Source organism: Porphyromonas gingivicanis JCM 15907 (genome assembly GCF_000614585.1).
GTDB lineage: Bacteria > Bacteroidota > Bacteroidia > Bacteroidales > Porphyromonadaceae > Porphyromonas > Porphyromonas gingivicanis.
On record NZ_BAKX01000001.1, the window covers coordinates 285,259 to 310,847 of the forward strand.

General features: G+C 43.1%; 16 protein-coding genes and 5 pseudogenes. 9 read left to right on the forward strand and 12 right to left on the reverse strand.

Annotated features, from left to right (window positions below):
* Nucleotides 1-40 precede the first annotated feature (40 nt).
* From JCM15907_RS01230 to JCM15907_RS01245, 4 genes are read left to right on the forward strand one after another with little or no spacing between them, the layout of a single operon-like run.
* A complete protein-coding gene (locus JCM15907_RS01230) occupies nt 41-667 on the forward strand; it encodes a TetR/AcrR family transcriptional regulator (RefSeq protein ID WP_159099886.1) in 627 nt (208 codons plus the stop codon).
* Nucleotides 668-713: 46 nt separating this feature from the next.
* Nucleotides 714-1,460 carry a 3-oxoacyl-[acyl-carrier-protein] reductase gene (gene fabG / locus JCM15907_RS01235; protein WP_025842396.1) on the forward strand — a complete coding sequence of 249 codons (747 nt, stop codon included), beginning with the start codon at nt 714-716 and terminating at the stop codon, nt 1,458-1,460.
* A complete protein-coding gene (locus JCM15907_RS01240) occupies nt 1,460-2,149 on the forward strand; it encodes an RluA family pseudouridine synthase (RefSeq protein ID WP_025842397.1) in 690 nt (229 codons plus the stop codon). Before fabG ends, JCM15907_RS01240 begins: the two co-directional genes overlap by 1 nt.
* A gap of 52 nt (nt 2,150-2,201) precedes the next feature.
* Nucleotides 2,202-2,597, forward strand: coding sequence for a heavy metal-binding domain-containing protein (locus JCM15907_RS01245; RefSeq protein WP_025842398.1), 396 nt, complete (start codon nt 2,202-2,204; stop codon nt 2,595-2,597).
* Nucleotides 2,598-2,798: 201 nt separating this feature from the next.
* Here JCM15907_RS01245 and sufD read toward each other — a convergent pair whose 3' ends face one another.
* From sufD to JCM15907_RS12540, 9 genes and pseudogenes are all read right to left on the reverse strand, one after another.
* The gene (gene sufD, locus JCM15907_RS01250; RefSeq protein ID WP_025842399.1) at nt 2,799-4,163 is read right to left on the reverse strand and encodes a Fe-S cluster assembly protein SufD; all 1,365 of its coding nucleotides are present in this window, start codon (nt 4,161-4,163) and stop codon (nt 2,799-2,801) included.
* Between the two features lie 6 nt (nt 4,164-4,169).
* Nucleotides 4,170-4,931, reverse strand: coding sequence for a Fe-S cluster assembly ATPase SufC (gene sufC / locus JCM15907_RS01255; protein ID WP_025842400.1), 762 nt, complete (start codon nt 4,929-4,931; stop codon nt 4,170-4,172).
* A 39-nt stretch (nt 4,932-4,970) separates the two neighbouring features.
* Nucleotides 4,971-6,445: pseudogene (sufB, locus tag JCM15907_RS10025) on the reverse strand (Fe-S cluster assembly protein SufB).
* Entirely contained in the window at nt 6,432-6,995 is a 564-nt protein-coding gene (locus JCM15907_RS01265; protein ID WP_025842401.1) for a CvpA family protein, read from the reverse strand. The pseudogene sufB and the gene JCM15907_RS01265 overlap by 14 nt, the downstream one beginning before the upstream one ends.
* Before the next feature lie 107 nt (nt 6,996-7,102).
* Nucleotides 7,103-9,705, reverse strand: a pseudogene (gene infB, locus JCM15907_RS10030) (translation initiation factor IF-2); the annotation flags it as partial.
* 344 nt (nt 9,706-10,049) lie between these two features.
* On the reverse strand, nt 10,050-11,405 hold the full coding sequence (gene nusA, locus JCM15907_RS01275) for a transcription termination factor NusA (protein WP_025842402.1): 1,356 nt from the start codon (nt 11,403-11,405) through the stop codon (nt 10,050-10,052).
* A gap of 43 nt (nt 11,406-11,448) precedes the next feature.
* Nucleotides 11,449-11,916 (reverse strand): ribosome assembly cofactor RimP, encoded by a 468-nt coding sequence (gene rimP / locus JCM15907_RS01280; protein ID WP_025842403.1) that lies wholly within the window; start codon nt 11,914-11,916, stop codon nt 11,449-11,451.
* A 675-nt stretch (nt 11,917-12,591) separates the two neighbouring features.
* Nucleotides 12,592-14,646: a molecular chaperone HtpG gene (gene htpG / locus JCM15907_RS01285; protein WP_025842404.1), complete on the reverse strand. Its 2,055-nt coding sequence runs from the start codon at nt 14,644-14,646 to the stop codon at nt 12,592-12,594.
* A gap of 35 nt (nt 14,647-14,681) precedes the next feature.
* Nucleotides 14,682-16,878: pseudogene (locus JCM15907_RS12540) on the reverse strand (ATP-dependent Clp protease ATP-binding subunit).
* Nucleotides 16,879-17,199: 321 nt separating this feature from the next.
* On the opposite strand from JCM15907_RS12540, the gene JCM15907_RS01295 reads away from it, so the two are divergent.
* The 5 genes and pseudogenes from JCM15907_RS01295 (at nt 17,200) to menB (ending at nt 22,029) form a co-directional block, all read left to right on the forward strand.
* Nucleotides 17,200-17,820: a DUF4294 domain-containing protein gene (locus tag JCM15907_RS01295; protein ID WP_025842405.1), complete on the forward strand. Its 621-nt coding sequence runs from the start codon at nt 17,200-17,202 to the stop codon at nt 17,818-17,820.
* A gap of 174 nt (nt 17,821-17,994) precedes the next feature.
* Nucleotides 17,995-18,399: pseudogene (locus tag JCM15907_RS01300) on the forward strand (PaaI family thioesterase); the annotation flags it as partial.
* Nucleotides 18,396-19,478 carry an isochorismate synthase gene (locus tag JCM15907_RS01305; protein ID WP_025842407.1) on the forward strand — a complete coding sequence of 361 codons (1,083 nt, stop codon included), beginning with the start codon at nt 18,396-18,398 and terminating at the stop codon, nt 19,476-19,478. The pseudogene JCM15907_RS01300 and the gene JCM15907_RS01305, both read left to right, overlap by 4 nt.
* Nucleotides 19,479-19,533: 55 nt before the next feature.
* Nucleotides 19,534-21,203, forward strand: a pseudogene (gene menD, locus JCM15907_RS10045) (2-succinyl-5-enolpyruvyl-6-hydroxy-3-cyclohexene-1-carboxylic-acid synthase).
* A gap of 4 nt (nt 21,204-21,207) precedes the next feature.
* Entirely contained in the window at nt 21,208-22,029 is an 822-nt protein-coding gene (gene menB, locus JCM15907_RS01315) for a 1,4-dihydroxy-2-naphthoyl-CoA synthase (protein WP_025842408.1), read from the forward strand.
* A gap of 541 nt (nt 22,030-22,570) precedes the next feature.
* On the opposite strand, the gene dxr is transcribed toward menB, so the two are convergent.
* The 3 genes from dxr to murA are packed head-to-tail and all read right to left on the reverse strand — an operon-like array spanning nt 22,571 to nt 25,583.
* The gene (gene dxr / locus JCM15907_RS01320) at nt 22,571-23,734 is read right to left on the reverse strand and encodes a 1-deoxy-D-xylulose-5-phosphate reductoisomerase (RefSeq protein WP_025842409.1); all 1,164 of its coding nucleotides are present in this window, start codon (nt 23,732-23,734) and stop codon (nt 22,571-22,573) included.
* Between the two features lie 14 nt (nt 23,735-23,748).
* Entirely contained in the window at nt 23,749-24,276 is a 528-nt protein-coding gene (gene rimM / locus JCM15907_RS01325; RefSeq protein ID WP_025842410.1) for a ribosome maturation factor RimM, read from the reverse strand.
* Complete coding sequence (murA, locus tag JCM15907_RS01330; protein WP_025842411.1) at nt 24,273-25,583, reverse strand: UDP-N-acetylglucosamine 1-carboxyvinyltransferase; 1,311 nt, start codon at nt 25,581-25,583, stop codon at nt 24,273-24,275. Before murA ends, rimM begins: the two co-directional genes overlap by 4 nt.
* Between the last annotated feature and the right edge of the window lie 6 nt (nt 25,584-25,589).

Here is a 25,589-nt window from a genome sequence, read left to right on the forward strand (position 1 = left end):
TCTTTGCCTTAGATTGCAAAAATGCACTATTTTTGTGCATATGGAGGAAATGGAGGTTCAGAAAAGAAAAAGTACAACCACTCGTACTAAAGATTTGCTCATAGAGGTTGCTCGACAGCTCTTTGCTCGCTTTGGAGTCGAAAAGACTACTATGAACGATATTGCAGAGGCCTCCAAGCGTGGTCGTCGTACAGTGTATATGTACTTTAAGAACAAAATGGATGTGTTTTATGCGGTGGTTAGTAAGGAACTTGATCTTCTTTATGACCGATTAGAAGCTGTTTCCCTCTCTGATTTACCTCCTCAGGAAAAGCTCTTGAAACTCATCTCCACTCATATGAAGAGTATTTACCAAGTAGTGATGCGTAATGGCTCACTCAAGGCAGATTTCTTCAACGATATCCGTAGGGTAGAGCGGGTGCGTTATAAGTTCGATACAGAGGAGCGCAAGATTATAGCTCGTGTTTTACAAGAAGGATGCGATAAGAGATGCTTCTCTATAGAAGATGTTAATTCTATGGCTCTTTTGATACAAGCTTCTATTAAAGGTTTAGAAGTACCTTACATCAATCGACAGACGCATCGCATAGAAGAAGAGGAGTTTGAAAAGCTCTACACCGCTATACAACAACTACTCTTTTCAGGATTGCAGGGGAAAACCTCTTGACAACAGGAAAGAGAGAATATAGTAGATAAATAAACTGAATAGGATTATGAAATTATTGACAGGAAAAACAGCTCTAATCACAGGTGCTGGACGTGGTATTGGTCGTGCAATTGCAGAAAAATTTGCCCAAGAGGGGGCTGATGTAGCAATAACCGATATAAAAATAGGGGCTGATGTAGAGGCTTTTATTGAAGAACTTACTGCTAAAGGAGTAAGGGCCAAGGCTTATGTCTCTAACGCTGCCGATTTCTCAGATGCCCACAAAGTAGTAGAAGAGGTAGTTGCCGACTTCGGTTCGATAGATGTATTAGTAAACAATGCAGGTATAACTCGAGATGGATTGCTACTTCGTATGACAGAAGAGCAGTGGGATATGGTTATCAATGTCAATTTGAAATCAGCCTTTAACTTGACCCACGCCGTAGCTCCTATTATGATGAAGCAACGTGCAGGAAGTATTATCAATATGGCTTCGGTAGTAGGAGTGAGTGGCAATGCGGGTCAGGCTAACTACGCTGCCTCTAAAGCGGGTATGATTGGTTTGGCTAAGAGTACTGCCAAGGAGTTAGGCTCCAGAGGTATTCGTGCCAATGCCATTGCCCCAGGTTTTATCATCACAGATATGACGGGTGCACTCTCCGAAGAGGTTAAGAAGCAGTGGGCGGCACAAATCCCTCTTCGCCGAGGTGGATTACCCGAAGATGTAGCAGGAGTAGCCGTTTTCTTGGCGAGTGATTTGTCTGCATACGTTTCGGGTCAAGTAATCCACTGTTGCGGTGGTATGAATTGTTGATGAAGATTCTTTACGAAGACAATCATCTCATCATTGTAAGTAAGTTGCCGGGCGAAATCGTTCATAGCGATAAGACCGGCGACACTTCTTTGGACGAGATGGTAGCTCAATACATAAAGGAAACCTATCAAAAACCAGGCAATGTATTCGTCGGGGTGGTGCATCGTTTAGATCGCCCCGTGGGTGGTTTGGTGATTTTTGCCAAAACGAGCAAGGCTTTGGCTCGTATGAATAAACTCTTTGCCGAGGGTAAGGTGCACAAAACTTACCGAGCCATCGTGCCACAGACTGCCTCACAAGAGCAGCAAGGGGAGTGTATAGATTGGCTTTTACGGAATCCCAAACAGAACAAAACCTATCGAGTGACTCCCAACACCCCGGGGGCAAAACAAGCTCACCTTCGTTGGCGTTTGATAGCTACGGCAGAGCGTTATCAGCTCTTGGAGATAGAGTTACTTACGGGTAGGCATCACCAAATAAGGGCGCAGCTGTCGGGTATGAATAGACCCATAAAGGGCGATTTGAAGTATGGTGCTCCTCGGAGCAATCCCGATGGTAGTATCTCTTTGCTCAGCTATTCGGTACGCTTTGAGCATCCCGTGAGTCATCAAGAGATTTATCTCGAAGCTCCTGTGCCGAAAGATAAGCTCTGGCAATTACTTATGGCACGAGCAGAAGAGAAGAAGTAGCAGGTCCGTTGCTCGCTCTTTCGAAAGAGCCATTGATAACTTCTTTTGATTTATGCAGGAACTATTAGTCACAACCGTAGATATAGCCCGACCCTATACCATTATAGGGCAAGTTTCTTGTTATGCTACATCTACTCTTTTTTCGCCCTATTCACTCAAGAAACTATTCAAGAAATATAAGAGTGAGTTGCAACCCATTTATGAGCAGCAACGGCATCTATTACCCGAGGCGACAGAAGAGGCTCTCTTTGCTGAGCAGATATGTACGCACAAAGGAGAGATGGCAGGTGTAGCCTATCCGCTCTTGCTTATGGAACTGCGTCAAAAGGCTCGTCGGATGGGTGCAGATGCTGTGGTTGGAGTTCGTTTTTCCCCTCAGCCAGAATCTCTAAGTTCCTATTCTCACTATTGTATATATGGTACAGCCGTCCTCTTTATAAAGGAATAAGTCCTACCTCTCTTTGCTTAACGAAATCGTCATAATGAGCGTAGAAAGCCTTTTTTGAGATATTGCACTCTCTTGCTCGTAAGTAAAAGGGAAGAGTCTGCTTAGGGAATAAAAAATCCGATAACCTTTTTATGGAAATAGACTTCCATAGGGTTATCGGATTATTTTTGTTAAAGTATTTTCCTTATTTGAGTAGCTCCTTTAGAAGCATACTTTGCCACACTTGTTGCAGTGCACTGAGTCTTTTCCGTCAAATCGTGCCGTGATAACATCTACAATAGATGCTCTCAGCGAGGGGAGCTCTACGAGTTGTACCACATCATCCGTAAAGGCTATACTTAGCATAGTACGAGCCTCTTTTTCAGAAATACCTCTTTGACGGAGGTAGAAGAGAGCTTCTTCACTAAGCTGTCCTGTAGTCATACCATGGCTACATTTGACATCATCGGCATAAATCTCTAATTGAGGTTTTGAGAATACACGCGCTTTGGGTGAGAGCAAAAGGTTGCGATTGCTTTGTTGAGCATCGGTCTTCTGTGCATGAGCAGCCACATAAATACGCCCTGCGAATGCTCCGACCGCTTCATCGTTCATAATGTATTTGAAGAGCTCTTGACTTTCACATTCTGGACGAAGGTGTCCAATGTGTGAGAAGTTATCAACGTGTTGTTGTTCGGTTCCTATTGCCAATCCTCCTAAGGTTAGTTTGGCTTTAGTTCCCAAGAAGCGAGTCCAAAAGTTGTTCCGTGTAACACCATTGTTGAGGGTTAGAGCATTGATTAGTACATTGCTCTCTTCTTTTTGACGAAGAACAGTGGTAGTCATCGAATAGGTCTTTTTGCTTGACTCTTCTAAGTCGTACAGTTTGAGTTCTCCTCTTTCGGCAACATCGATTTCGGTTACTTGGTTGATTAGAAAGCGATGTTTATCTAATGTGTGGTTACAAATTAAAACTTCCAAAGAGGCTTCTTCTTCTACGACAATCATAATACGTCGGAAGAGTAACATTGGAACATCTGAACGCACTAACTGTATTACTCGTACAGGGTCGGCTACCTTTACCCCTTTAGGCACATAGAATATAAGAGCTTCTTGCACAAACATTGTATTGAGAGAGACAAGAGCATCTATATCGACTTCGGCGTATCGTCCGTAGATTTTAGCAAGTTGTTCTTTCTTATCAGGATATTGCTCCAGAAAAGTACTTAAGTTACCAATAAAAACTTCTTTGGGTAGAAGTTCTAATCCTTTTGAAAGAGAGGCCTCGAAGTGTTCGTTGAGTACAGTTATTTGAGTGTGAGGCATATTCTCTAACCCACAGGAAAAACCTTTAGCATCTTTGATGGGGAAATGCACATTCTGTACGTTAATTCCGTAATCAAAATCAAAAGCTCCTTTTATATCTGTACGTGTGTAGTATTCCGAGGAAGTGGTCGGAAAACCGTGCTGTACAAACTCTTCACGAGCCAAAGAGCGCATCTCGTTGAGAAGTGCAGGAGAGTTGTTGTCGATAACCTCCTTGTTTGCGTCGTAAAGGTCTAAATATATTTTTTCTACAGGCTGCATAGTATGTTACTTATTGGCTTCTTTAATCCAATCGTATCCACGCTCTTCCAAATCGAGAGCCAATTCGGGACCTCCGCTTTTCACAATGCGTCCCTGGTAAAGTACGTGGACAAAGTGAGGTTTGATATACTCTAATAGCCTTTGATAGTGGGTAATAACAATAGAACTTGTAGTGGGAGATTGTAGCTGATTAACACCTTCGGCAACAATACGTAGAGCATCGATATCCAACCCGCTATCTGTTTCGTCAAGGATAGAGAGACGAGGCTCTAACATAGCCATCTGGAAGATTTCGTTACGCTTCTTTTCTCCCCCAGAAAAGCCTTCGTTAACGGAGCGACTGGCCAATTTGGAGTCCAATTGTACCACGTTGCGCTTCTCGGTCATTAGTTTGAGAAATTCCGCTGCGGGCATAGGAGGGAGTCCCTCAAACTTACGTCGCTCGTTGATGGCAGCGCGCATAAAGTTGGCCATACTTACCCCGGGTATCTCTACTGGGTATTGGAAACTTAAGAATAACCCTCTGTGAGCACGCTCTTCGGGAGAGAGCTCTAAGATGTTTTCTCCTCTGAAAATAGCTTCACCTGCTGTTACCTCAAAAGCAGGATGACCCACCAAAACAGAAGATAAGGTACTTTTCCCGCTTCCATTAGGTCCCATTATGGCATGGATTTCCCCTTCATTTACAGAGAGGTTTATCCCTCTTAAAATCTCTTTCCCATTGATAGAGGCATGGAGATTGTTTATTTCTAAAAGCTTTTTGCTCATATAATCTTTTGGGTGTAGTAGTTATATTTATAGTAATTCTTATCCAACAGAGCCTTCTAAGGTTACTGTTAGTAATTTTTGTGCTTCTACGGCAAACTCCATAGGGAGTTTGTTCATTACCTCTCGGGCATAGCCGTTGACAATAAGTCCCACTGCTTCTTCTGTGCTGATGCCACGTTGCTGACAGTAGAAGAGTTGGTCTTCATTGATTTTTGAAGTCGTAGCTTCGTGTTCAATTATGGCACTATCATTCATCACTTCTGCATAGGGAAATGTGTGAGCTCCACAGTGATCACTCAGCAAAAGACTATCGCATTGTGAGTGGTTACGGCTATTTTCTGCCGTTGGAGATATTTTCACTAAACCTCTATAACTATTGTGACTTGAACCTGCTGATATACCTTTTGAGACGATGGTACTGCGCGTATTTTTCCCCACATGAACCATTTTTGTACCCGTGTCGGCTTGTTGATAGTTGTTGGTTACAGCTACCGAATAAAATTCTCCTACAGAATTGTCGCCTACCAACAAACAACTGGGATATTTCCACGTAATAGCAGAGCCCGTCTCTACTTGGGTCCAAGAGATTTTAGAGAAGTCCCCACGGCATAGACCACGTTTGGTAACGAAATTGTATATACCTCCTTTACCATTCTTGTCGCCTGGGTACCAGTTTTGCACAGTAGAGTATTTTACCTCGCTCTTGTCTCTGCAATAATTTCTACTATGGCAGCATGAAGTTGGTTTTCGTCTCGCATCGGAGCGGTACAGCCCTCAAGATAACTTACATAGGCATCTTCATCCGCAACGATAAGTGTACGCTCAAACTGTCCCGTATTACGAGCATTGATTCTGAAATAGGTAGATAGCTCCATAGGACAACGTACTCCCTTGGGGATATAGGCAAAAGAGCCATCACTAAAGACTGCCGAGTTGAGGGCTGCGAAGTAATTATCTCGATAACTAACTACTTTTCCCAAATACTTTTTGACCAAATCTGGGTGTTCTTTAACTGCTTCGCTAAAAGAGCAGAAGACGATTCCCAAATCGGCAAGTTTCTCTCGGAAAGTTGTCTTTACAGATACGCTGTCCATAACGGCATCTACTGCCATATTGCCTGCTAAGGCTTGGCGTTCGTGCAGAGGGATACCCAATTTGTTGAAGGTCTCCAGCAGTTCTGGATCAATCTCTTCAGGAGTTTGTGGAGAGACCTTTTGCTTGGGAGCAGCATAGTAGATTATATCTTGGTAATCTATGGGAGGGATATGCAAATGCGCCCATTTAGGCTGTTCGAGAGTTAGCCAATGGCGGTAAGCTTTCAAACGGAAGTCTAAGAGCCACTCAGGTTCTCCTTTTTTCTCGGAGATTAGACGGACAGTCGCTTCGCTCAGACCTCTACCTATAGTATCAGTGTGGATGTCTGTTACAAAACCATATTTATAGTCTCCCTTGGTTACCTCTTGCAAGATATCATCTTGTTCAGTGGGGGAGGGAGGGACATTATTTGTTTTCATTTATAGTGTTGTCATTATTCTTTTCTATTATCTCTCTTTCTTTGTCTAACAAATAAGGAGCTATAAAGGTTGGCACGATGTTTTTAACTGGGTAATAAAAACGAGATTCTTGTCGTATGTCTATTGTGCTTTGCTCCTCTTTATCTCTTTCGAATAGGGAAAAGGTCGGGAAAACAATGCTATCAATAAATAAAAATAGGTAGCTTAAAATAGTAAGAGGAATAATTAATCCGAAGAAGAAACCTCCTAAGCGATTGAAAATGGCCAATGGAGTTCGAGAGATAGCCTTACCTACTAAGCGTCCTACCCAACTAACAAAAAGTAAGATGACAATAAAAGAGATAGCCATCCCTACAGAGTGAGCCGTTTTTAAGGATATATCTAAAAGAGAGATGAGCTTGCCCTCTAAAAAGGTGGTTAAGTAACTCGAGGCGAATATACCAACGTATATTCCTAAAAAGAAGGCCATTTGCTTGACTAATCCCTCTCGCAGTCCTTTTATGGCAGAGAGCCCAACTATGACTAATATGCTTATATCTATCCAACTCATAATCAAATAAGGCTACTGAATAGAGCCTAAATCTCAATTAGGTACTATCCAATAGCCTATATCTTAATCATTTTATCGTCAAGTTCTCTACAAACGTAAAGAACGGATTAGAGTTTCTTTTTGATTTCTATTTCTTGGTAAGCCTCAATCAAATCTCCCTCCTTAAGGTCGTTGAAGCCCTTGATATTAAGACCACAGTCGAGCCCCATAGCCACTTCTTTGACATCGTCTTTGAAGCGTTTGAGAGATTCTAATGCTCCTGTGTGAATAACAATACCATCTCGTATAATACGGACTTTATCCGTGCGATGTATTTTGCCCTCTTTTACCATACAACCTGCAATAGTTCCCACCTTGCCAATAGTAAAGGTTTGTTGTATCTCTAACAAAGCGGTAACCTGTTCCTTGATTTCTGGAGAGAGCATACCTTCCATTGCACTACGCACATCTTCGATAGCATCATAGATGATAGAGTAGGTGCGAATTTCGACCCCTGCTTGCTCGGCACTCTTACGCGCTCCTGCACTTGGACGTACTTGGAAGCCAATGATTATGGCCTGAGAGGCTTCGGCTAATACAACATCGGACTCGGATATTTGTCCTACACCTTTGTGGATTACTCTTACTACAATCTCTTCGGCAGAGAGTCTAATTAAAGAGTCTGAAAGAGCTTCAACAGAGCCATCCACGTCTCCCTTTATAATTAAGTTAAGCTCCTGGAAGTTGCCGATGGCTATACGACGACCAATATCATCGAGAGTAAGCATCTTTTGGGTACGTAATCCCTGTTCACGCTCCAACTGGGTGCGCTTGTTAGCAATATCTCGAGCTTCGTGTTCGGTTTCTAATACGTTGAAAGTATCACCTGCAGATGGAGGTCCATTGAACCCTAAGATAGTAGCTGGAATGGAAGGACCTGTCTCCTTGAGGGCTTGATTACGTTCGTTGGTCATTGCTTTGACACGACCATAATATTTTCCTGCCAAAATGACATCTCCTACTCTCAAAGTACCATTTTGCACCAGAATGTTAGATACATAACCACGTCCCTTATCCAAAGAAGACTCGATGATAAGTCCAGAAGCTCTTCTTTTTGGATTGGCTTTGAGTTCCAAAATATCAGCCTCTAAAAGGACTTTTTCTAACAGTTCGTTGACACCGATACCTTTCTTTGCAGAGATTTCTTGGCATTGGTATTTACCTCCCCAATCCTCCACTAAGTAGTTCATAGAGGCAAGTTGTTCTCTGATTTTGTTGGGGTCTGCCCCCGCCACATCAATCTTATTAAAGGCAAATACCATGGGGACTCCTGCGGCAGTAGCGTGGTTGATAGCCTCCACGGTCTGAGGCATTACTTTATCATCGCTTGCAATAATAATAATAGCAATATCGGTAGCTTTGGCACCTCGAGCACGCATGGCAGTAAACGCTTCGTGACCAGGAGTGTCTAAGAAGGTTATGTGGCGTCCAGAAGGCAATTTGACACTATAAGAACCAATGTGTTGCGTAATACCTCCCGCTTCTCCTGCGATAACATTTGTTTTTCGAATATTATCGAGAAGAGAGGTCTTACCATGGTCTACGTGTCCCATTACGGTGACAATAGGGGCACGATCAAGCAAATCTTCTTCACTATCTTCCTCCGTGCTTTCTTGGATAGCCGCTACCACATCGGAACTTACAAACTCTGTTTCAAACCCGAACTCTTCAGCCACCAACTTAATCGTTTCGGCATCTAAGCGCATATTGATGGATACCATCATGTCAATGCTCATACAGGTTGCAATAACCTCATTAACAGGTATATTCATCATATTCGCTAAATCGCTAACGGTTACATATTCCGTTAGTTTCAAAATGCGGCTTTCGCGTTCGTCTGCTTCGAAGGCATCTTCAGCTGCCTGTCTTGCAGCGTCACGTCTGTCTTTTCTAAAGCGAGCTTTTTTCTCAAAGACAGTTTTTTTACCTTGTAGGCGAGCAAGGTTTCTTTTACCTGCTTTTGTACATCTTCTTCTGTAATTTCAGGCTTGGGAGGTGTTACAGGACGATTGTTCTTCTTCTTATTTTTTCCTTCAGAAGAGGAGTTTTGTCCCTTGCCTCCATTAGGTTTAGATGCACCATGGTTTTGGTTTCGCTTTCCAGCTACGGGATCAATGCCCTTGGCTGCTTCTGTTTTAATGTCGACTGCCTGTGAGCCGATGCGTTTGCGTCGCTTATTTTTATTGCTACTATCGTTCTTTTTGGGAGGATTGATACTATCTAAGTCAATCTTTCTAACGACAGTAACTTGTATGGCCTTTGGGGTAGAGGGGCGATAAATCTCTTGCTGTTGGTCCGTAGACTCTGTTTCTGCAGCTGGCAAAACTTCTGCAGGGGTTTTCTCTTTGGCTATAGGCTCTTGTTCTTTTGCAATAGGTTTAGACTCTATTTGTACAGCTGGTGTAGGTACTTTCTCTACAACCTTTGCTGAAGTGTTTGGCTCTTCTTGTTGCTTTGAATTTACATTTACAGGGGTGGAAGTAGATGCTTTTTTTATTTTTTTGTCAGACGTTTTTCCCCCTTTTTGCGGTTGTGTTTGAGATAAGTCTATACGACCACGTACTTCTACCTTAGAGACAGTTTTAACCTCTTCCTTAACTTCCTTTTTTTCTTCAGGAGAGGCTGGTTGAGGAGCTTCTTTCTCTTTGACTTCTACCACTTTAGCTACTACCTCTTCTTTTTTTCTTTCGGATATGGGTGCTACCGGAGGTGGAGTAGCTGTTTCCATTTTCTTTTTGAAATCCTCTATGTTTTCGTTAGGGGAATATTCCTTTAGCACAATTGCTAGAGCCTTATCGTCTACAGGAGCATTGGGCGAGGGAACTTCGATATCCTTCTCCTTTAGATAATCCTTCAGGGTGTTGACCCCGACGTTTAGTGTTTTTGCCAATTCAATGTATTTTATCGCCTTTGCCGCCATACTTAGTTATTTATAATCCTTCTGTTGTAGCCTATTTCGTTCTCGTGTGAGGTATTCTTATCGCCTTGGTAGGTTATTCATATGAAGAATACATCTTAGTTTTCAGGTTCTTGGATGGAGGAGTTTTCTTCTTCTGTAGTTTCTTTTACTGAAATGGTATTGGAGGGGTTGTAACCTATTTCAGCCAGTTCGTCCTGTTCGAATTCCTCTGCAAGTATAGAGAGTACAGTATCGACCGTGCTTTCTTCCAAGTCAGTTTTGCTAATGAGCTCTGCTCTAGGAGTAGACAAAACGGTTTTTGCCGTAATCCACCCTGCATTTTTAAAGGTTTCGAGTATCCATTCTTCGATTTCGTCGTTGAATTCATCCAAGTATATATCTTCCTCACTAGCTTCTTCGATGTCTCTAAACACCTCGATTTGATAGCCTGTAAGTACGGATGCTAATTTGATATTTGAAGCATTTTTCCCGATAGCCATAGGTACCTCTTCGGGACGTAAATATACTTCTGCTTTCGAACCCTCTGGGATGATGTCTATTGAAGTTACTTTCGCTGGACTGAGTGCGCGTTGGATAAAGAGTACGGTATTTGTCGTATAGGTTGTTACGTCAATATTTTCGCCTCTTAGTTCACGTACAATACTGCGTATGCGACTACCATTCATACCCACACAAGCACCTACAGGATCTATGCGATCATCGTAAGACTCAACCGCCATTTTGGCACGCTCGCCAGGAATACGGGCTACTCTCTTTATAGTGATTAAACCATCTGCTATTTCGGGTACGTTGAGTTCAAATAGACGTTTGAGGAAATTGTCACTGGTGCGAGATACATATATCTTAACCTGATTGTTAAGCATCTCTACTCGGTCTATAACAGCCTGCACGGTATCTCCCTTGTGGAAGTAGTCTCCTGGGATTTGTTCCGATTTAGGAAGTAACAACTCGTTACCCTCATCGTCTACGAGAAGGGTCTCACGCTTCCACACTTGATATACCTCTGCCGAAATAAGATGACCTGTCTTTTCGAGGAACTTGTTATAGAGGGTTTCTTTTTCAAGCTCTTTGAGTTTACTCGAAACGATTTGTCCCAAGTTCAAAATCGCTCTGCGCCCGAAAGACAGAAAGTCTACTTCCTCATTGATTTCATCTCCCAAATCGGCATACTGATCTAATTCTTTCGCCTTGGAAAGACCTATTTCCAACGCAGGATTAGAAACCATACCATCTTCGACAATGTGGAGTGCTCTCCATATTTCCAAATCTCCAGTGTCTTCGTTGACAATCACCGTAAAGTTTTCAGAGGTGCCAAACATCTTTGCTAAGACACTCATAAAAGAATCTGTTAAAACGCTTACAAGAGTCGCTTTATCGATGTTTTTAAGCTCTTTGAACTCGGCAAGCGTTTCTGCCATTCGGAGGGGCGACTTTGATTGTTTCTGGGCCATAATATTTTTATGTATAGCGATATATGTTTTTGTTTACGACTATTTAATCAAACCTATAAGTAGTAGACTTTATCTCTTCGTACCGAAAGATGTGCTCTACATCTTGATAATGACGTTTGCGGTGTCTGCCATCTGGAGATTTCACCAATTCAGAACATACCACACAAAAAGAGTTTTCGTTGTATGACTTTAGTACACCATCGAAACGGACTCCCTCTTTCGTGATTACTCGCACAGGTTTACCAATGTGTTTTTGATACTGTCTTGGGTGCGAGAAAGGAGAGGTTAGGCATGCAGAACCTATTTGTAAAGAGAAATCCGTTTCGTCTCTGTTGAACGATTTCTCGAATTCTTTGCTTAGGGTTACGCAACGCTCTATTGTTATCCCTTTTTCACTATCGATTATGACATCAATGTCATTGGAAGGAGAGAGTGTAATCTTTACGATAAACTCTTCAGGAGAAAGAAGCTCCTGAATATACTTCTCTATTATTGCTGTATCTAAACTCATTTTTTCTTAGGAGTAGATAGCCGAGCTATCTGCTTTGAAATATCTTTCCGATATTCCATATAATAAAAAAGAGGAACCCGCTCTACGCATGGTTGCCTCTACCTACATACCGTATGTGATTAGGAATTAGAGACTGTTGCCTAACAGAGAAAACTCGCAATACGCTGTTCAGGGTGTTGGGTCTTCTCTTATGTTAAGAAACTTCTCCCTCCTCCGTTTCAACGTGCTGTGCTAACCCTATTCTTCAAAGTCACACAAAAAGGCTTTCTAAACTGCCTCTTCGAGAGCCCGTGCAACGGTCTCTGTCTAGTGTAAATTCCACCGGCGCAACGCAAAGATACAACAAAAAATAATATAAGAGAGCTTTTTATAAGATGAGGTTAAACAATAGTTGTCTACAACAAACCAATCTCCTTTGCACAGATGGTGTTGGTTGCATAACATCGCATTCGCAATAGTTAGCATTAGGGGCAGTGCTTGATAAAAGTTTTAGGAGTATAATTTAAGAGGGCTGCGACAAAATTCATCTTTTTGTGACAGCCCTCTTTTTGTTAGTAGTTTGAATTGTACAAGGTAGTTCAAGAAAAGGATAACGAGAGATTGCGCATAACACACTCACTTATCTTATTTTCTTCTTACAGAACTATGCGATTGTAACACTCTATGAAGTTTTTCTTACAAGAGTAGGTCGCAAGAGCGCTTCATAAAGAGGCTAAGGCGTTCGCCAGCAAGTAAACCACGGCTTAATAGAGCCAAGTCCCAGAGTTGGTCGAGTTGAGGCACAGATCCAATGAAGGCATTCATTTTTTCGGAAAGTTTTTTCTCTTCGCTCTCTATGGAAGCTGTAGTTTCGGCTCTTTTGGTCTTTAGCTCGTCGCTTAAATTATCTTCCGAGGTATCGCCAATCTCCTTCACAATAGAGGCTTGTTGTTCTTTCAGAGTTTTGATAGCTTCTTGAGTCTCTCTGAGTTCTTTGCCCTCTTTTTCGATTAATTGGTCAAAAATATTCTTGATAATTGGATGCTGGGTATTGACTACTAAATTAAAACTATCGGGCAGAGTGTCATAAAATGCCATACCTGATTGGAAGCGACTCATATCTTTCATTCGACGCATCCATTCGCCTTGTATCAGTTCGATAGGAGTGGAGGACTCTGTGTGTTCAATCTGTACGTGAAACATCTTACCCTCTTCTTGTGGTGCGGAGAGAGAAAAGAGCTGACGTAACAATTCCTCGTCCATAACATTCATTGAGGAGGTATTTTTTTGCTCCTTTTCGATGAGGCGCTCTATAGTGTCACTATCAACACGAGCGAAGTGCAGTTTCTCCTGTTTTTGCTCCAACATATTCATCAAAGGCAGACCTAAAGGTCCATCCATCAAAAGTACATTGTAGCCCTTATCGGTAGCTTGCTTGAGAGAGACATATTGTTCTTTCTTGTCTGTAGCATACAAAACAATTGTATTGCCATCTTTATTGGTTTGCTCGCTATCGATAAGTTGGCGATACTCTTCCATGGTGAAATATTTACCCTCCGTGTCTTTAAGAAGCATTGCGGGTAGAAGACGTTCGTAGGTTTTTTCGTCCGTCAGCATCCCATAATGCACAAATAGACCTATCGACTCCCATTTGGCCTCGTAATTAGGACGATCAGACTGGAAAAGCTCGGTTAATTTATCCGAAACTTTTTTACTAATGTGTCGAGCTATTTTCTGAGCATTGGTGTCGTTCTGTAGGTAAGAACGGCTTACATTGAGGGGAATGTCGGGTGAGTCGATAACTCCCTCTAAAAGAGTGAGCCACTCGGGTACAATGTCTTCCACATGATCTGTTACAAAGACCTGATTACAGAAGAGTTTTATGCGATTTTTTTGAAGCTCAACATTGGGCTTAATTTTAGGGAAGAAGAGTACTCCTTTTAGAGTAAAAGGATAGTCCACGTTAAGATGGATCCAGAAAAGAGGTTCATCCGAGTTGGGGTAGAGTTGTCTGTGAAACTCCTTGTAGTCTTCTTCTTTAAGGTCGCTGGGAGTTTTGACCCATAGAGGATGTGTTTCGTTGATTTGGTTTTCTTCTTCTGTATCGACCATTTTTCCATCTTTCCATTCCTGCTTCTTTCCGAAGATTACAGGTGTGGGCAGGAAGCGACAGTATTTGTCTAAGAGGGCTCCCAAACGTTCTCGTGAGAGGAACTCAGTACTCTCTTCGTCTATGTGGAGAGTTATCGTTGTGCCTCGCTCTTTTCGTTCCGAGGGGGTTAAGGTATATTCGGGTGAGCCATCACAAGACCAGTGAACAGCCTTTGCTCCCTCCTTGTAGGAGAGGGTGTCTATTTCCACCATCTTAGAAACCATAAATGCCGAGTAGAAGCCCAACCCAAAGTGTCCTATGATGGGGGTATTGCTTCCCTCATATTTTTTGAGGAAATCTTCTGCACCGCTGAAAGCAATTTGGTTGATGTAAGACTCTACCTCTTCTTGGGTCATTCCCACACCTTGGTCGGAGATAGTGATGGTTTTGGCTTCAGCATCGACTTCTACACGTACTACAGGAGTGCCTAACTCCCCAACACTTTGATCATTACGTGCTATGGTCTGTAGTTTGGTAGTGGCATCTACTGCATTGGAAACCAATTCACGAAGAAAGATATCGTGATCGCTGTAAAGAAACTTTTTGATTATGGGGAATATGTTCTCGCTTGTAACCCCAATCTTTCCTGTTATTGCCATAAATAAAGGATATTATTAAGAGTAACTAACTGTTCTTACTGTAATTGTTTTTCTTCTTTGGGTAATATTACGGGGACTTGCACCGATGCTTTTAGATGTTCTTCTTCGAGAGAGAAGTGTACTAAGCTACCTGATTTAACTTCTCCATCAAGAATAAGGTCGGCAAAACGATCTTCTATTTCTGTTTGGAGTAGACGTTTGAGAGGACGTACCCCGAATTTTGGGTCGAACCCTTTTCTTGCTAACCATTTACGCGCCTCTTCGGTGATAGAGAAAGAGTAGTGCTGACGGGCAAATCTTTTTTGTAACGTATCCAATTCGTTTGAAACGATGCGTAGCAAGTCTTCCTCACGAAGATGAGCAAAGTGAATCACAGCATCCAAACGGTTCAAGAACTCAGGGCTGAAAGTCCTTTGTAACTCCTTATCTATTATAGAGCGAGCCAAAGAATCCGCCTCTTGCACGGTATCTCTATCAGAGCGAAAACCTAATCCTGAGCCATACTCGCTTACACGACGGCTACCTACGTTGCCCGTCATAATAATGACCGTGTTCTTGAAATCGATTTTGCGACCGAAGCTATCGGTCAAAGCACCCTCGTCTAAGACAGTCAAGAGCATATTGAAGACTTCGGGGTGTGCTTTTTCTATTTCGTCCAAGAGAATTACCGAGTAGGGTTGGCGACGTACTTTTTCGGTGAGCTGTCCACCCTCTTCATAGCCTACATAGCCTGGAGGCGCTCCTATCAAGCGAGATACGGTAAACTTCTCTGAAAACTCGCTCATATCTACACGAATTAAGCATCTTCATCGCCAAAAAGTTGTTCTGCTAGCTTCTTAGCTAAGAAAGTCTTCCCAACTCCCGTAGAGCCTAAAAAGAGAAAACTGCCGATAGGTTTCTTCTCATTGCGCAACCCTAAACGGTTGCGTTGGATAGCCTTGCTAACCTTTTCAATGGCCTCATCTTGCCCAATGACAATTTCTTTTAGGGTTGGGCTCAAAGCCTTTAGACGGGCTGTTTCTGCCTTGGCGATACGCTCAACAGGTACGCCCGTCATTAAGGCGACTACTCGTGCTATATGTCCTTCGTTTACTTCTGCGTACGCTTCTTCTTGATTGAGGCGTTCTTCTGCCTCCTCAATCTCTTTGGTGATGCTACGTTCTTTGTCTCGCCATGCTGCTGCCAGTTCATAATTGGTAGAGAGTACAGCCGCCTTACGCTTTTCTCTATAATCTTCACGAAGAGCCTCCAGACGCTGCAGTTCTGCATTCTGCGCCTTTTCACCGATGTGCATCCGTGCCCCTGCCTCGTCCAGAGCATCTATTGCTTTGTCAGGGAAGAAGCGATCTGACACATATCTATCGGTCAAATCAACTGCCGCTTTAAGGGCTTCATCCGTATAGTTTACTTTATGGAAGTGTTCGTAGAAACTTTTTATGTTTTGTAAGATGTCCAAAGTCTCTTCGGTAGAGGTGGGGGGAACAATTACCTTTTGAAAACGACGCTCCAAAGCTCCGTCCTTTTCGATACTCTTGCTGTACTCTGAGAGTGTGGTAGCTCCGATACAACGGATCTCTCCTCGAGAGAGGGCTGGTTTGAGCATGTTAGCCATATCCATAGAACCTTCAGTCCCCCCTGTACCGATAATTGTATGTATTTCGTCGATAAATAGGAGGATGTTGGGATTCTTTTTCAACTCCTGTGTAACGGACTTTAGGCGTTCTTCAAATTGTCCACGATACTTAGTTCCTGCAACAAGAAGCCCCGTGTCGAGGCTCACAATACGTTTGCCAAAAAGGAAGCGAGGCGTTTTACGCTCTACAATACGCTGAGCTAACCCCTCTACAATAGCACTCTTTCCGACTCCTGGGTCTCCAATCAGTACAGGATTGTTTTTCTTGCGTCGACAGAGTATTTGTATCAGTCTCTCCAACTCTTTTTCTCTGCCTATCATAGGGTCTAATTTCCCCAATGAGGCCAACTGTGTGAGGTCTGTTCCAAAAGAGTCCAGAGCAGGATCTTCGCCATTTTTTCCTTTTCTCCTTCTCGTGAAACATTATCCTTAGAGGCTTCTTCTCTATCCTTGCCTTCAAGGTCTTCCTGCTCACCATCAGAGTCAAAGTCCTGATTGAGACCATTTGAAGTTTCCAAGGGAGATGAAGAGAAAATCACCTCTTCGTCTACCCAATCATATTCTTTGGGGAGAAAACTCCCTATTTTTTGTTTTTCCATATATGTTAATGCCTGTTGCGCTTTAGCGTACACCTTTTTATATTAAGGATTTACGAGATGCAACACGCTACGATGTTTTATACAATAAATGTGCCAATGTAGTTGCTCTGATCTCATACTAAAACCCTGTGATAGGTATAATGGTTTCTCTTAAACTCATTGATGGTTTTGAGGCAAAGGGTTAATCGTTTCAAGTATTTCCTATATACCTTTTTGAGATTACTCTTCCTTTAGTTTTTTGATCCCGTTTTTGTGGCACTCCCGATTAGGTATAGTCAAGGATTATCTGTAAGTTTGTTACCATACTAAAAGAGTTCGGCTATGAGAAGATATATTGTTATAATCGCCTTATTGTGCTACTCTGGAGTGTTTCTCTATGGACAAGGACATTTTGACAAAGAGGCCGCTAAGCGAGTTAAAATAGAACGTGTAGAGGGAAGTGAAGATTCTCTTTATTTTGCCATTTTGCCCGATATTACAGTAGAGCACCGCTTTCGATCTCGTTATGTGCCCTTGAGTTCGGAAGAAAAGACAGCTTATTGGAGACGTATACGTGATGTGAGAAAGGTGTACCCTTATGCCAATATGATTGCCCAAACCTTGATAGAAACCTATGAGTATATGGAGACCCTCCCGAATGACCGCGCTCGCAGTAGGCATCTTGATAGAGTGGAAGAAGATCTGATGAAGCAGTACAAGCCAATTATGAAAACACTTACCTTGCGCCAAGGAGAGCTACTTATGAAGCTGGTACATAGGCAAACTAAAAGTTCGAGCTATGAATTGATTAAGGCTTTTTATGGCGGTTTTAAGGCAGGGTGGTATAGTCTTTTTGCGAGCTTCTTTGGGGGTAATCTTAAGGTAAAGTATGACCCTCGCTACAATGCAGACGATGCTTTTACTGAGCGCGTTGTCTACCTTCACGAACATGATTTGTTGTAATGATCCAAAGTCATCAGATAGATTTTTAGTGGGGTAATATTTTGGCTACTCTGCCCAAATAGAGTAATTTCGCGAGAGTACGAACAAGCGGAGCTTCGCCTCCTCTTGGTAGTGTCAAGAAAGAATATAAGAATGACTAAAAAAGAATTATTCCCCGAGAGTGAAGGAACCATCCTATCACAGTTGAATGCCCATATAAAAGGTACATTGATGGGGAGTTTAGGAATAGAATATACAGCTGTTTCGGAAGAAAGGGTAGAGGCGTTAATGCCTGTGAATGAACACACTTGCCAGCCATTTGGCATACTACATGGTGGAGCTACTTTAGCTCTGGCAGAGACTGTGGCAGGGGTCGGTTCTAATGTACTTTGTCAAGATACTGAATGGTCAGTGGGTATCCAAGTTAGTGGTAATCATATAGCTTCGGCACGTTTGGGCGATAAAGTAAGAGCTGAGGGAGTGCTAATTCATAAGGGACGTCGAACGCATATTTGGCGAGTAGAGGTGATGAGTGTCTCTACGGGGCGATTGATTTCTTCTGTGCAAGTAACCAATGGTATTATTCCCAAGGAAGCATGATACAGGCATTGGAGAGTGTCAAAAGTCTTTGGAAGAGGGCTATCCCTTTTGCTCTTTATAGACTACCTAAAGAATCAAGAGCCGTACTTCTTGTTGGAGCAGAGTCTACGCTACGCTCTTATGATTCCGTTTCGGAGATAACCTTTGAAGAGAGTTTTGTTATAGCCCCTTTCAATGTAGATGAGAAGACACCAGTAGTAGCTTTTACTCCTTTGGAAGAATATCAAATACCTCTCAATAATGCAGAAACTACTGTAAATAACCTCTTTTCTGAACCCTCTTTTTCTGCTGTGGAAGCAAGTTATACGAATTTATTTAATGCTTATCATAGTGCCATACGAAGAGGAGAGGCGGAAAAGTTGGTTTTAGCTCGGCAACGCACACAGAAACTACCTGATTCATTTCCTCCTGTGGAGGCTTGGAAGAAGGCTACCGAGGCTTATCCTCATGCTTTTGTTTATCTCGCTTATACTGAACCTACGGGACTTTGGTTGGGGGCTTCTCCCGAAGTATTACTCTCAGGAGAGGGAGGTACATGGAGTACGACTGCCCTTGCGGGAACACAGCCTTTAGAAGAGGGTGCGCTCCCCACTTGCTGGACCGAAAAGAATAGGGCAGAGCAGGCATATGTGTCGACCTATATACGAGCTGTTTTAGCCCCTTTGGCTTCGCATCTGGAAGAGTCTACACCTTACACTATTCAAGCTGGGGCTATGGCGCATCTCAAGACCGATTTCTCCTTTCAACTTCACTCTTCTACAATTGTGCCTTTTCTCCTCAATGCATTGCACCCCACGCCTGCCGTGTGCGGATTACCCAAGCGAGAGGCATTGGAGTTCATCCTCCAGCATGAGCATGATAAGCGTAGCTATTACGCGGGCTTTTTAGGACGGATCTATCCAGAAGGAGCTACCCATATTTATGTAAATATCCGCTGTTTGCATTGGCAGAGAGGGCAAGTAACGTTTTATGCAGGAGGGGGGATTGTCTCCTCTTCGGAGCTTGAGGAGGAGTGGCTCGAGACGGAGCGCAAGATGGATACGATGGCGCGTTTAATAGCCGTAGACCCATCATGTTAATAGTATCCTGATAGGTTTGAGATAGGGCAGTAGAAAGATTCGGAAAAAGATTTGTATGTACACCAACAAAAAAAGTGTTCTTCAGTTAGTTGCTTTGCTCAAAGGACATGGTATTACGAAAGTGGTACTTTGCTCGGGTAGCCGCAATATACCTCTAATTCAAACCTTGGCATCGGTACCCTCTTTTAGTTGCTATCCGATGACCGATGAGCGCAGTGCTGGTTATTTTGCTTTGGGGCTCTCATTGAGTACAGCTCAGCCTGTTGTAGTATGTTGTACATCGGGTACAGCACTATTGAATTTGCATCCTGCCATTGCTGAAGCCTATTATCAGCAGGTGCCTTTGATTGTAATCTCTGCCGATAGACCCTCTGCGTGGATTGGGCAGATGGATGGACAAACCCTTCCTCAAGAGAATTTATTCGGAGGGTTGGTCAAGAAATCAGTGTCATTACCACAAGTTCACACAGAGGAAGATGAGTGGTATTGCAATCGTTTGATCAACGAGGCGTTGCTCGCTACCCACCATCATGGCAAGGGACCCGTCCATATCAATGTCCCCCTCTCGCTTCCTATATTTGACTTTTCAGAAACGCTACTGCCCGAGGAGCGAGTTATAGTGCGTTATGAAGGGCTAAATGTGTATGATAGAGATTATACAAGCCTCGTTGAACGCCTCAATGCGTATTCTAAGAAAATGGCGATAGCGGGGCAGATGAGCCTCATTTACCTATTTGATAAGCGAGCTTCGAAGCAGCTTTATAAGCACTTTGTTTGGTTTTCCGAGCATATAGCCAATCAAACCGTACCGGGCACACCGATAAAGAATTTCGACTTGGTTCTCCACTTCTTTACTGAACAGCAGAGGGCAGATTTAGCTCCTGACTTACTCATTACTTATGGGGGACATATCATTTCGAAAAATCTGAAGAACTATTTAAGAAACCACCCCCCGAAAGAGCATTGGCATATAGCAAGGATGGAGAGATTATAGATTTGTTTGGCTCTTTGACAACGGTTATAGAGATGGATCCTTTTGAGTTTTGGGAGAAGATTGCCGACCTTCTTACAACGCCTCCCTCGGACTATCCTCGTCGTTGGGAAGTTTATTGTAGGAGAGAGGAAGCTCCCCAATTTTCTTATTCATCTATGTCTGCCGTGGGAGCATTACTCTCTGCTTTGCCTCCAGCTTCGGCACTTCATTTGGCGAATAGCTCTGCCGTTCGCTATGCACAGCTCTATCCATTGCCTCCGACCGTAGAGGTTTGTTCCAATCGAGGAACGAATGGTATCGAGGGGTCGCTCTCTACCGCTTTGGGATACGCTTTCTATTCCGATAAGATAAACTATCTCATCATTGGAGATTTGAGTTTCTTTTACGATATGAATGCGCTGTGGTCTCAGCACGTGCGCTCGAATCTGCGTATCCTTTTACTCAACAACGGCGGAGGAGAGATATTCCATACATTGTCGGGACTTCAGATGTCTACCCAAGCTAAGCCCTACATTACTGCTCCGCACACAGCGTCTGCCCGAGCATGGGCAGAAGATTGCGGATTTACCTATATCCGAGTGGAGAACGATGAACAATTGTCGCAGGCAATAAATGTACTAACCGATAGTAACGAACAACGCTCTCCTCTTCTTGTCGAGGTCTTTACGAACCGAGAAGAAGATGCCGCACTACTCACTTCTTATTACAAACAATTATCTAAACAAAAATAAAGCTATGGCTATCAGAGAATGGACTATGATACGAGAGTATGAGGAGATACTCTTCGATTTCTATAATGGTATTGCTCGCATCACGATAAATAGAGAGCGTTACCGTAACGCCTTTACTCCCACTACAACGGCAGAGATGAGCGATGCCCTCCGTATATGTCGAGAGGAATCAGATATAAATGTAGTGGTAATAACAGGGGCAGGTGACAAGGCTTTTTGTGCTGGAGGCGACCAGAATGTAAAGGGGAGAGGTGGTTACATTGATAAAGAGGGGGTGCCTCGTCTGAGTGTACTTGATGTGCAAAAGCAGATACGCTCGTTACCCAAGCCCGTTATTGCAGCGGTGAATGGGTTCGCCATTGGGGGTGGACATGTATTGCACGTAGTTTGCGACCTTACCATTGCTTCTGAGAACGCTCGTTTCGGACAGACGGGACCTCGTGTAGGTAGCTTCGATGCTGGGTTCGGGTCTTCTTATTTAGCTCGTGTCGTGGGACAGAAGAAGGCTCGAGAGATTTGGTTTCTCTGTCGTCAATACGATGCACAAGAGGCTCTTGATATGGGCTTGGTTAATAAGGTGGTATCTCTTGAACAATTGGAAGACGAGTATGTGCAGTGGGCTGAGGAGATGATGCTTCTTAGTCCTTTGGCACTGCGCATGATTAAGGCAGGACTTAATGCAGAGTTGGATGGTCAGGCAGGTATACAAGAACTGGCGGGCGATGCCACAATGCTTTACTATATGACCGATGAAGCGCAAGAGGGCAAGAATGCTTTTTTGGAAAAGAGAAAACCTAATTTTAAGCAATACCCCAAGTTCCCTTAACGAGATTTCGTATAGATTCTTGAGACAATCATCTTGTCAAGGAGCGTTGCATAATGGCGTAGGTGTATGCTGTTATGCAACAATTCTTTTTTGGAAGGAGACTATTCAAAGGCTATAACATAAGTTTTCGCTCTGTTTAATGCTGTTGGGCAAAGGTTGTAATGTCGAAAAAGGCTATATCCAATTTCCCTTGTATGCTCTTTCTTTGTAGAGAAAGTATTGTTCTAGTGCCTCTAAAAATTAGAAAATATAATACCGCTCAGAAGTCGCTCTGGGAGCATTCTTTCGGATATCTCCGCATCGAGTGTTCAAATTGGACGTGTCGAGAGAGTGGCTTAGACATACGTAAAATTTTATTGGGAACTTGTGTAACCAATTTTTGTACGTGTGTAATTTGTTTGTTGAATGTGGTGATGAGGAAAATCTTTCACAGGGATTGCCTTTTACTGTTCACTCTCTTGATCCCATTACACTGTTGTTTTTCCTCTTTTTCATGATTTTGAAAAGCTATCGTTATGAGGTATATAAAGTAATATAGGGGTTAACGATATTTGCCCGATTGGATGAGAAGTTCTGTTTTCTGACGCACTTCATCGTTCGTGGTAATGAGAGCTTCTAACTCAAAAGGACGATTAGAAGCGAGCATTGTTGAGAGTATCTCTTCCAATACATAGCTCATTCCCCTAAAAGAGAGTCTTTTTTCAAGGAAGGCAGCAACGACTACCTCGTTGGCAGCATTAAGTATGCAAGGAGCTAAGCCCCCCATATCAAGTGTTTGATAGGCATAGGAGAGATTGGGAAATCGGGTCGTGTCGGGTCGTTCGAACGAAAGAGGAGTTTGTGTAAAGTCGTACCGAGGGTAAGTATTCGGTATTCGTTCTCCCAGTCCAAGTGCTAGGCTGATCGGAAGTCGCATATCAGGTTGTCCCATTTGTGCCTTTACACTACCATCAGAAAACTGTACCATAGAGTGTACTACACTTTGCGGGTGTACCAAAACTTCAATACTTCGTGCCGGCATATCAAACAACCAGTGAGCCTCAATCATTTCAAATCCCTTGTTCATGAGAGTTGCAGAGTCTATGCTCACCTTGGCTCCCATATCCCAAGTAGGATGTTTTAACGCTTGTTCGGGGGTTATAGTTTCTAATTGGTGTACAGAGTGTTTCAGAAAAGGTCCGCCCGAAGCAGTCAAAATTAATTTCTCAGGACGTGCTATCTCTCCCATTAGACATTGGTAAATAGCTGAATGTTCCGAATCTACAGGGTAGATAGTTACACCTTTTTGTTGCGCCTCCGCCATAATTAATTCTCCCGCAACAACCAAGGTTTCCTTATTTGCCAAGGCAATAGTTTTCTTTGCTCGAATGGCAGACAAAGTAGGTAGCACACCAGCATAGCCCACTAGGGCAGAGAGAACTATATCTATATCGGAGTGGGTAACGCTCTCTTCCAAAGCTTTCGCTCCAGCCGATACATTTATGGGGTAATTAGAGAGGCGCTCGCAGAGCAGAGTATAGAGTTTTTCGTTGGCTATTACCACCTCTCGAGGTTGGAATTCTTGCGCAAGCGTAGATAGTTGTTCTACGTGATTGTTGGCAGTTATAAGAACCACTTCGAAAAGGTCAGAATTACTCCTAATAATATCTAAGGCTTGCATCCCAATGGACCCCGTAGCACCGAGGATAGCTATTTTCTTTTTCATTGTTGGGTTAAATATTAGTCAAGAAGACCTTCGGGGATTTGTAGCGAGATAACTTGTTGCTCAATGTCTATATACTGAACTAATTCGTCTGCAATGGGTATCCATACTTCTTCTGTATTTTCTCGAAGTACCACAAATAGTGTATTCAGAGTGGAGTCATCCACCTCAACAATAGTTCCTATCTTACGCTCCTCTTGGTCTAATAGAGTGAATCCAACGAAGTGCGTGGCAGAAAATTCTGTCTCCTCATTCAAAAACTTGCTCTCAATAAGCAGTGGCGCATTGGTATATAGTTCAGCTTCCTCCTTACTATCTATGCCCTCGAATTTGAGCAGATACACATCCTCTCCCTTGGTGCGCCAACTCTCCAGCAAGAAAGGTACAGGAAGTGCATCAATCTCAATAAAAAGAAATAATTTCTGGCTCTCGGTATACTCCAAAATAGAGGGGAGATCAATAGTCAAGCGGGTATTTATCTCTCCGTGAATGCCATGAGCTCGCCCCAGTGTACCGATGGTAACTAAATTTAGCTCCTTGTTCATTTACTTATACGTGTAATATGTGCCCCCAAAGCATTGAGTCGAGTATCTATGTTTTGGTAACCTCGGTCTATTTGATCAATGCTACCGATTGTACTAGTTCCTTCTGCACTCATTGCCGCAATGAGTAGGGCAATTCCCGCTCTAATATCGGGGGAAACCATCGAGGCAGGCCGCAAGGGGACTCGACCACCTAACCCAATAACGGTGGCGCGGTGTGGGTCGCACAGTATTATCTGAGCTCCCATATCAATGAGCTTATCTACGAAGAATAATCGGCTCTCGAACATCTTTTGATGGATGAGTACACTCCCTCTTGCTTGGGTTGCTACCACCAAAAAGACACTCAATAGGTCTGGAGTTAGCCCAGGCCAAGGCGCATCGGCGATAGTTAGGATAGAACCATCCATAAATGTGTCTATTTCATATCCCTCCTGCTCTGGTATGTGGAGGTCGTCTCCTTGCTCCTCCACAGTAATACCCAAGCGACGGAACGCAGAGGGTATGATGCCCAAATCTGGAATACTGACGTCCTTGATTGTTAGTGAAGAATGGGTCATGGCTGCCATGCCGATAAAACTACCCACTTCAATCATATCAGGGAGTAATCTGTGCGTTGTTCCCTTTAGAGAGCTTACACCTTCTATACGAAGGAGATTCGAACCTACTCCAGAAATCTTTGCCCCCATTGAGTTGAGCATCTTGCACAGCTGTTGTAAGTAGGGTTCACAAGCAGCATTGAATATGGTCGTTTCTCCCGGAGTTAATACTGCTGTCATGATAACGTTAGCTGTTCCCGTAACAGAGGGCTCGTCTAAGAGCATATAGCTACCTTGGAGTTTGTCGGCAACAATTTCATAGAAAAACTTTTCACTGTTGTAAGAACACTTCGCTCCTAAAGCGGAAATTCCTACTAAGTGAGTATCAATGCGTCGTCTCCCAATCTTATCTCCACCGGGTTTAGGGAATATAGCGTAGCCAAAGCGTCCTACAAGAGGTCCAACTAACAGCACAGATCCTCTTAAAGCTCGGCTTTTAACGAGAAATTCCTCGCTACGAACATAATCTAAGTTGATGTTTGCGGCACAAAAAGAATATTCACCAGGAGCAATCATAGAGACTTTCACCCCCATACAGCGGATGAGGTCTATGAGATTGTTTACATCCAATATATTAGGAATATTGGTTATATGTACTTCTTGGTCTGTAAGAAGCGTTGCAGAGATAATTTGCAAGGCTTCGTTTTTAGCGCCTTGAGGGATTATACTTCCTGAAAGTTTGTGCCCTCCTTCAATAACAAATGATGCCATAGAGAT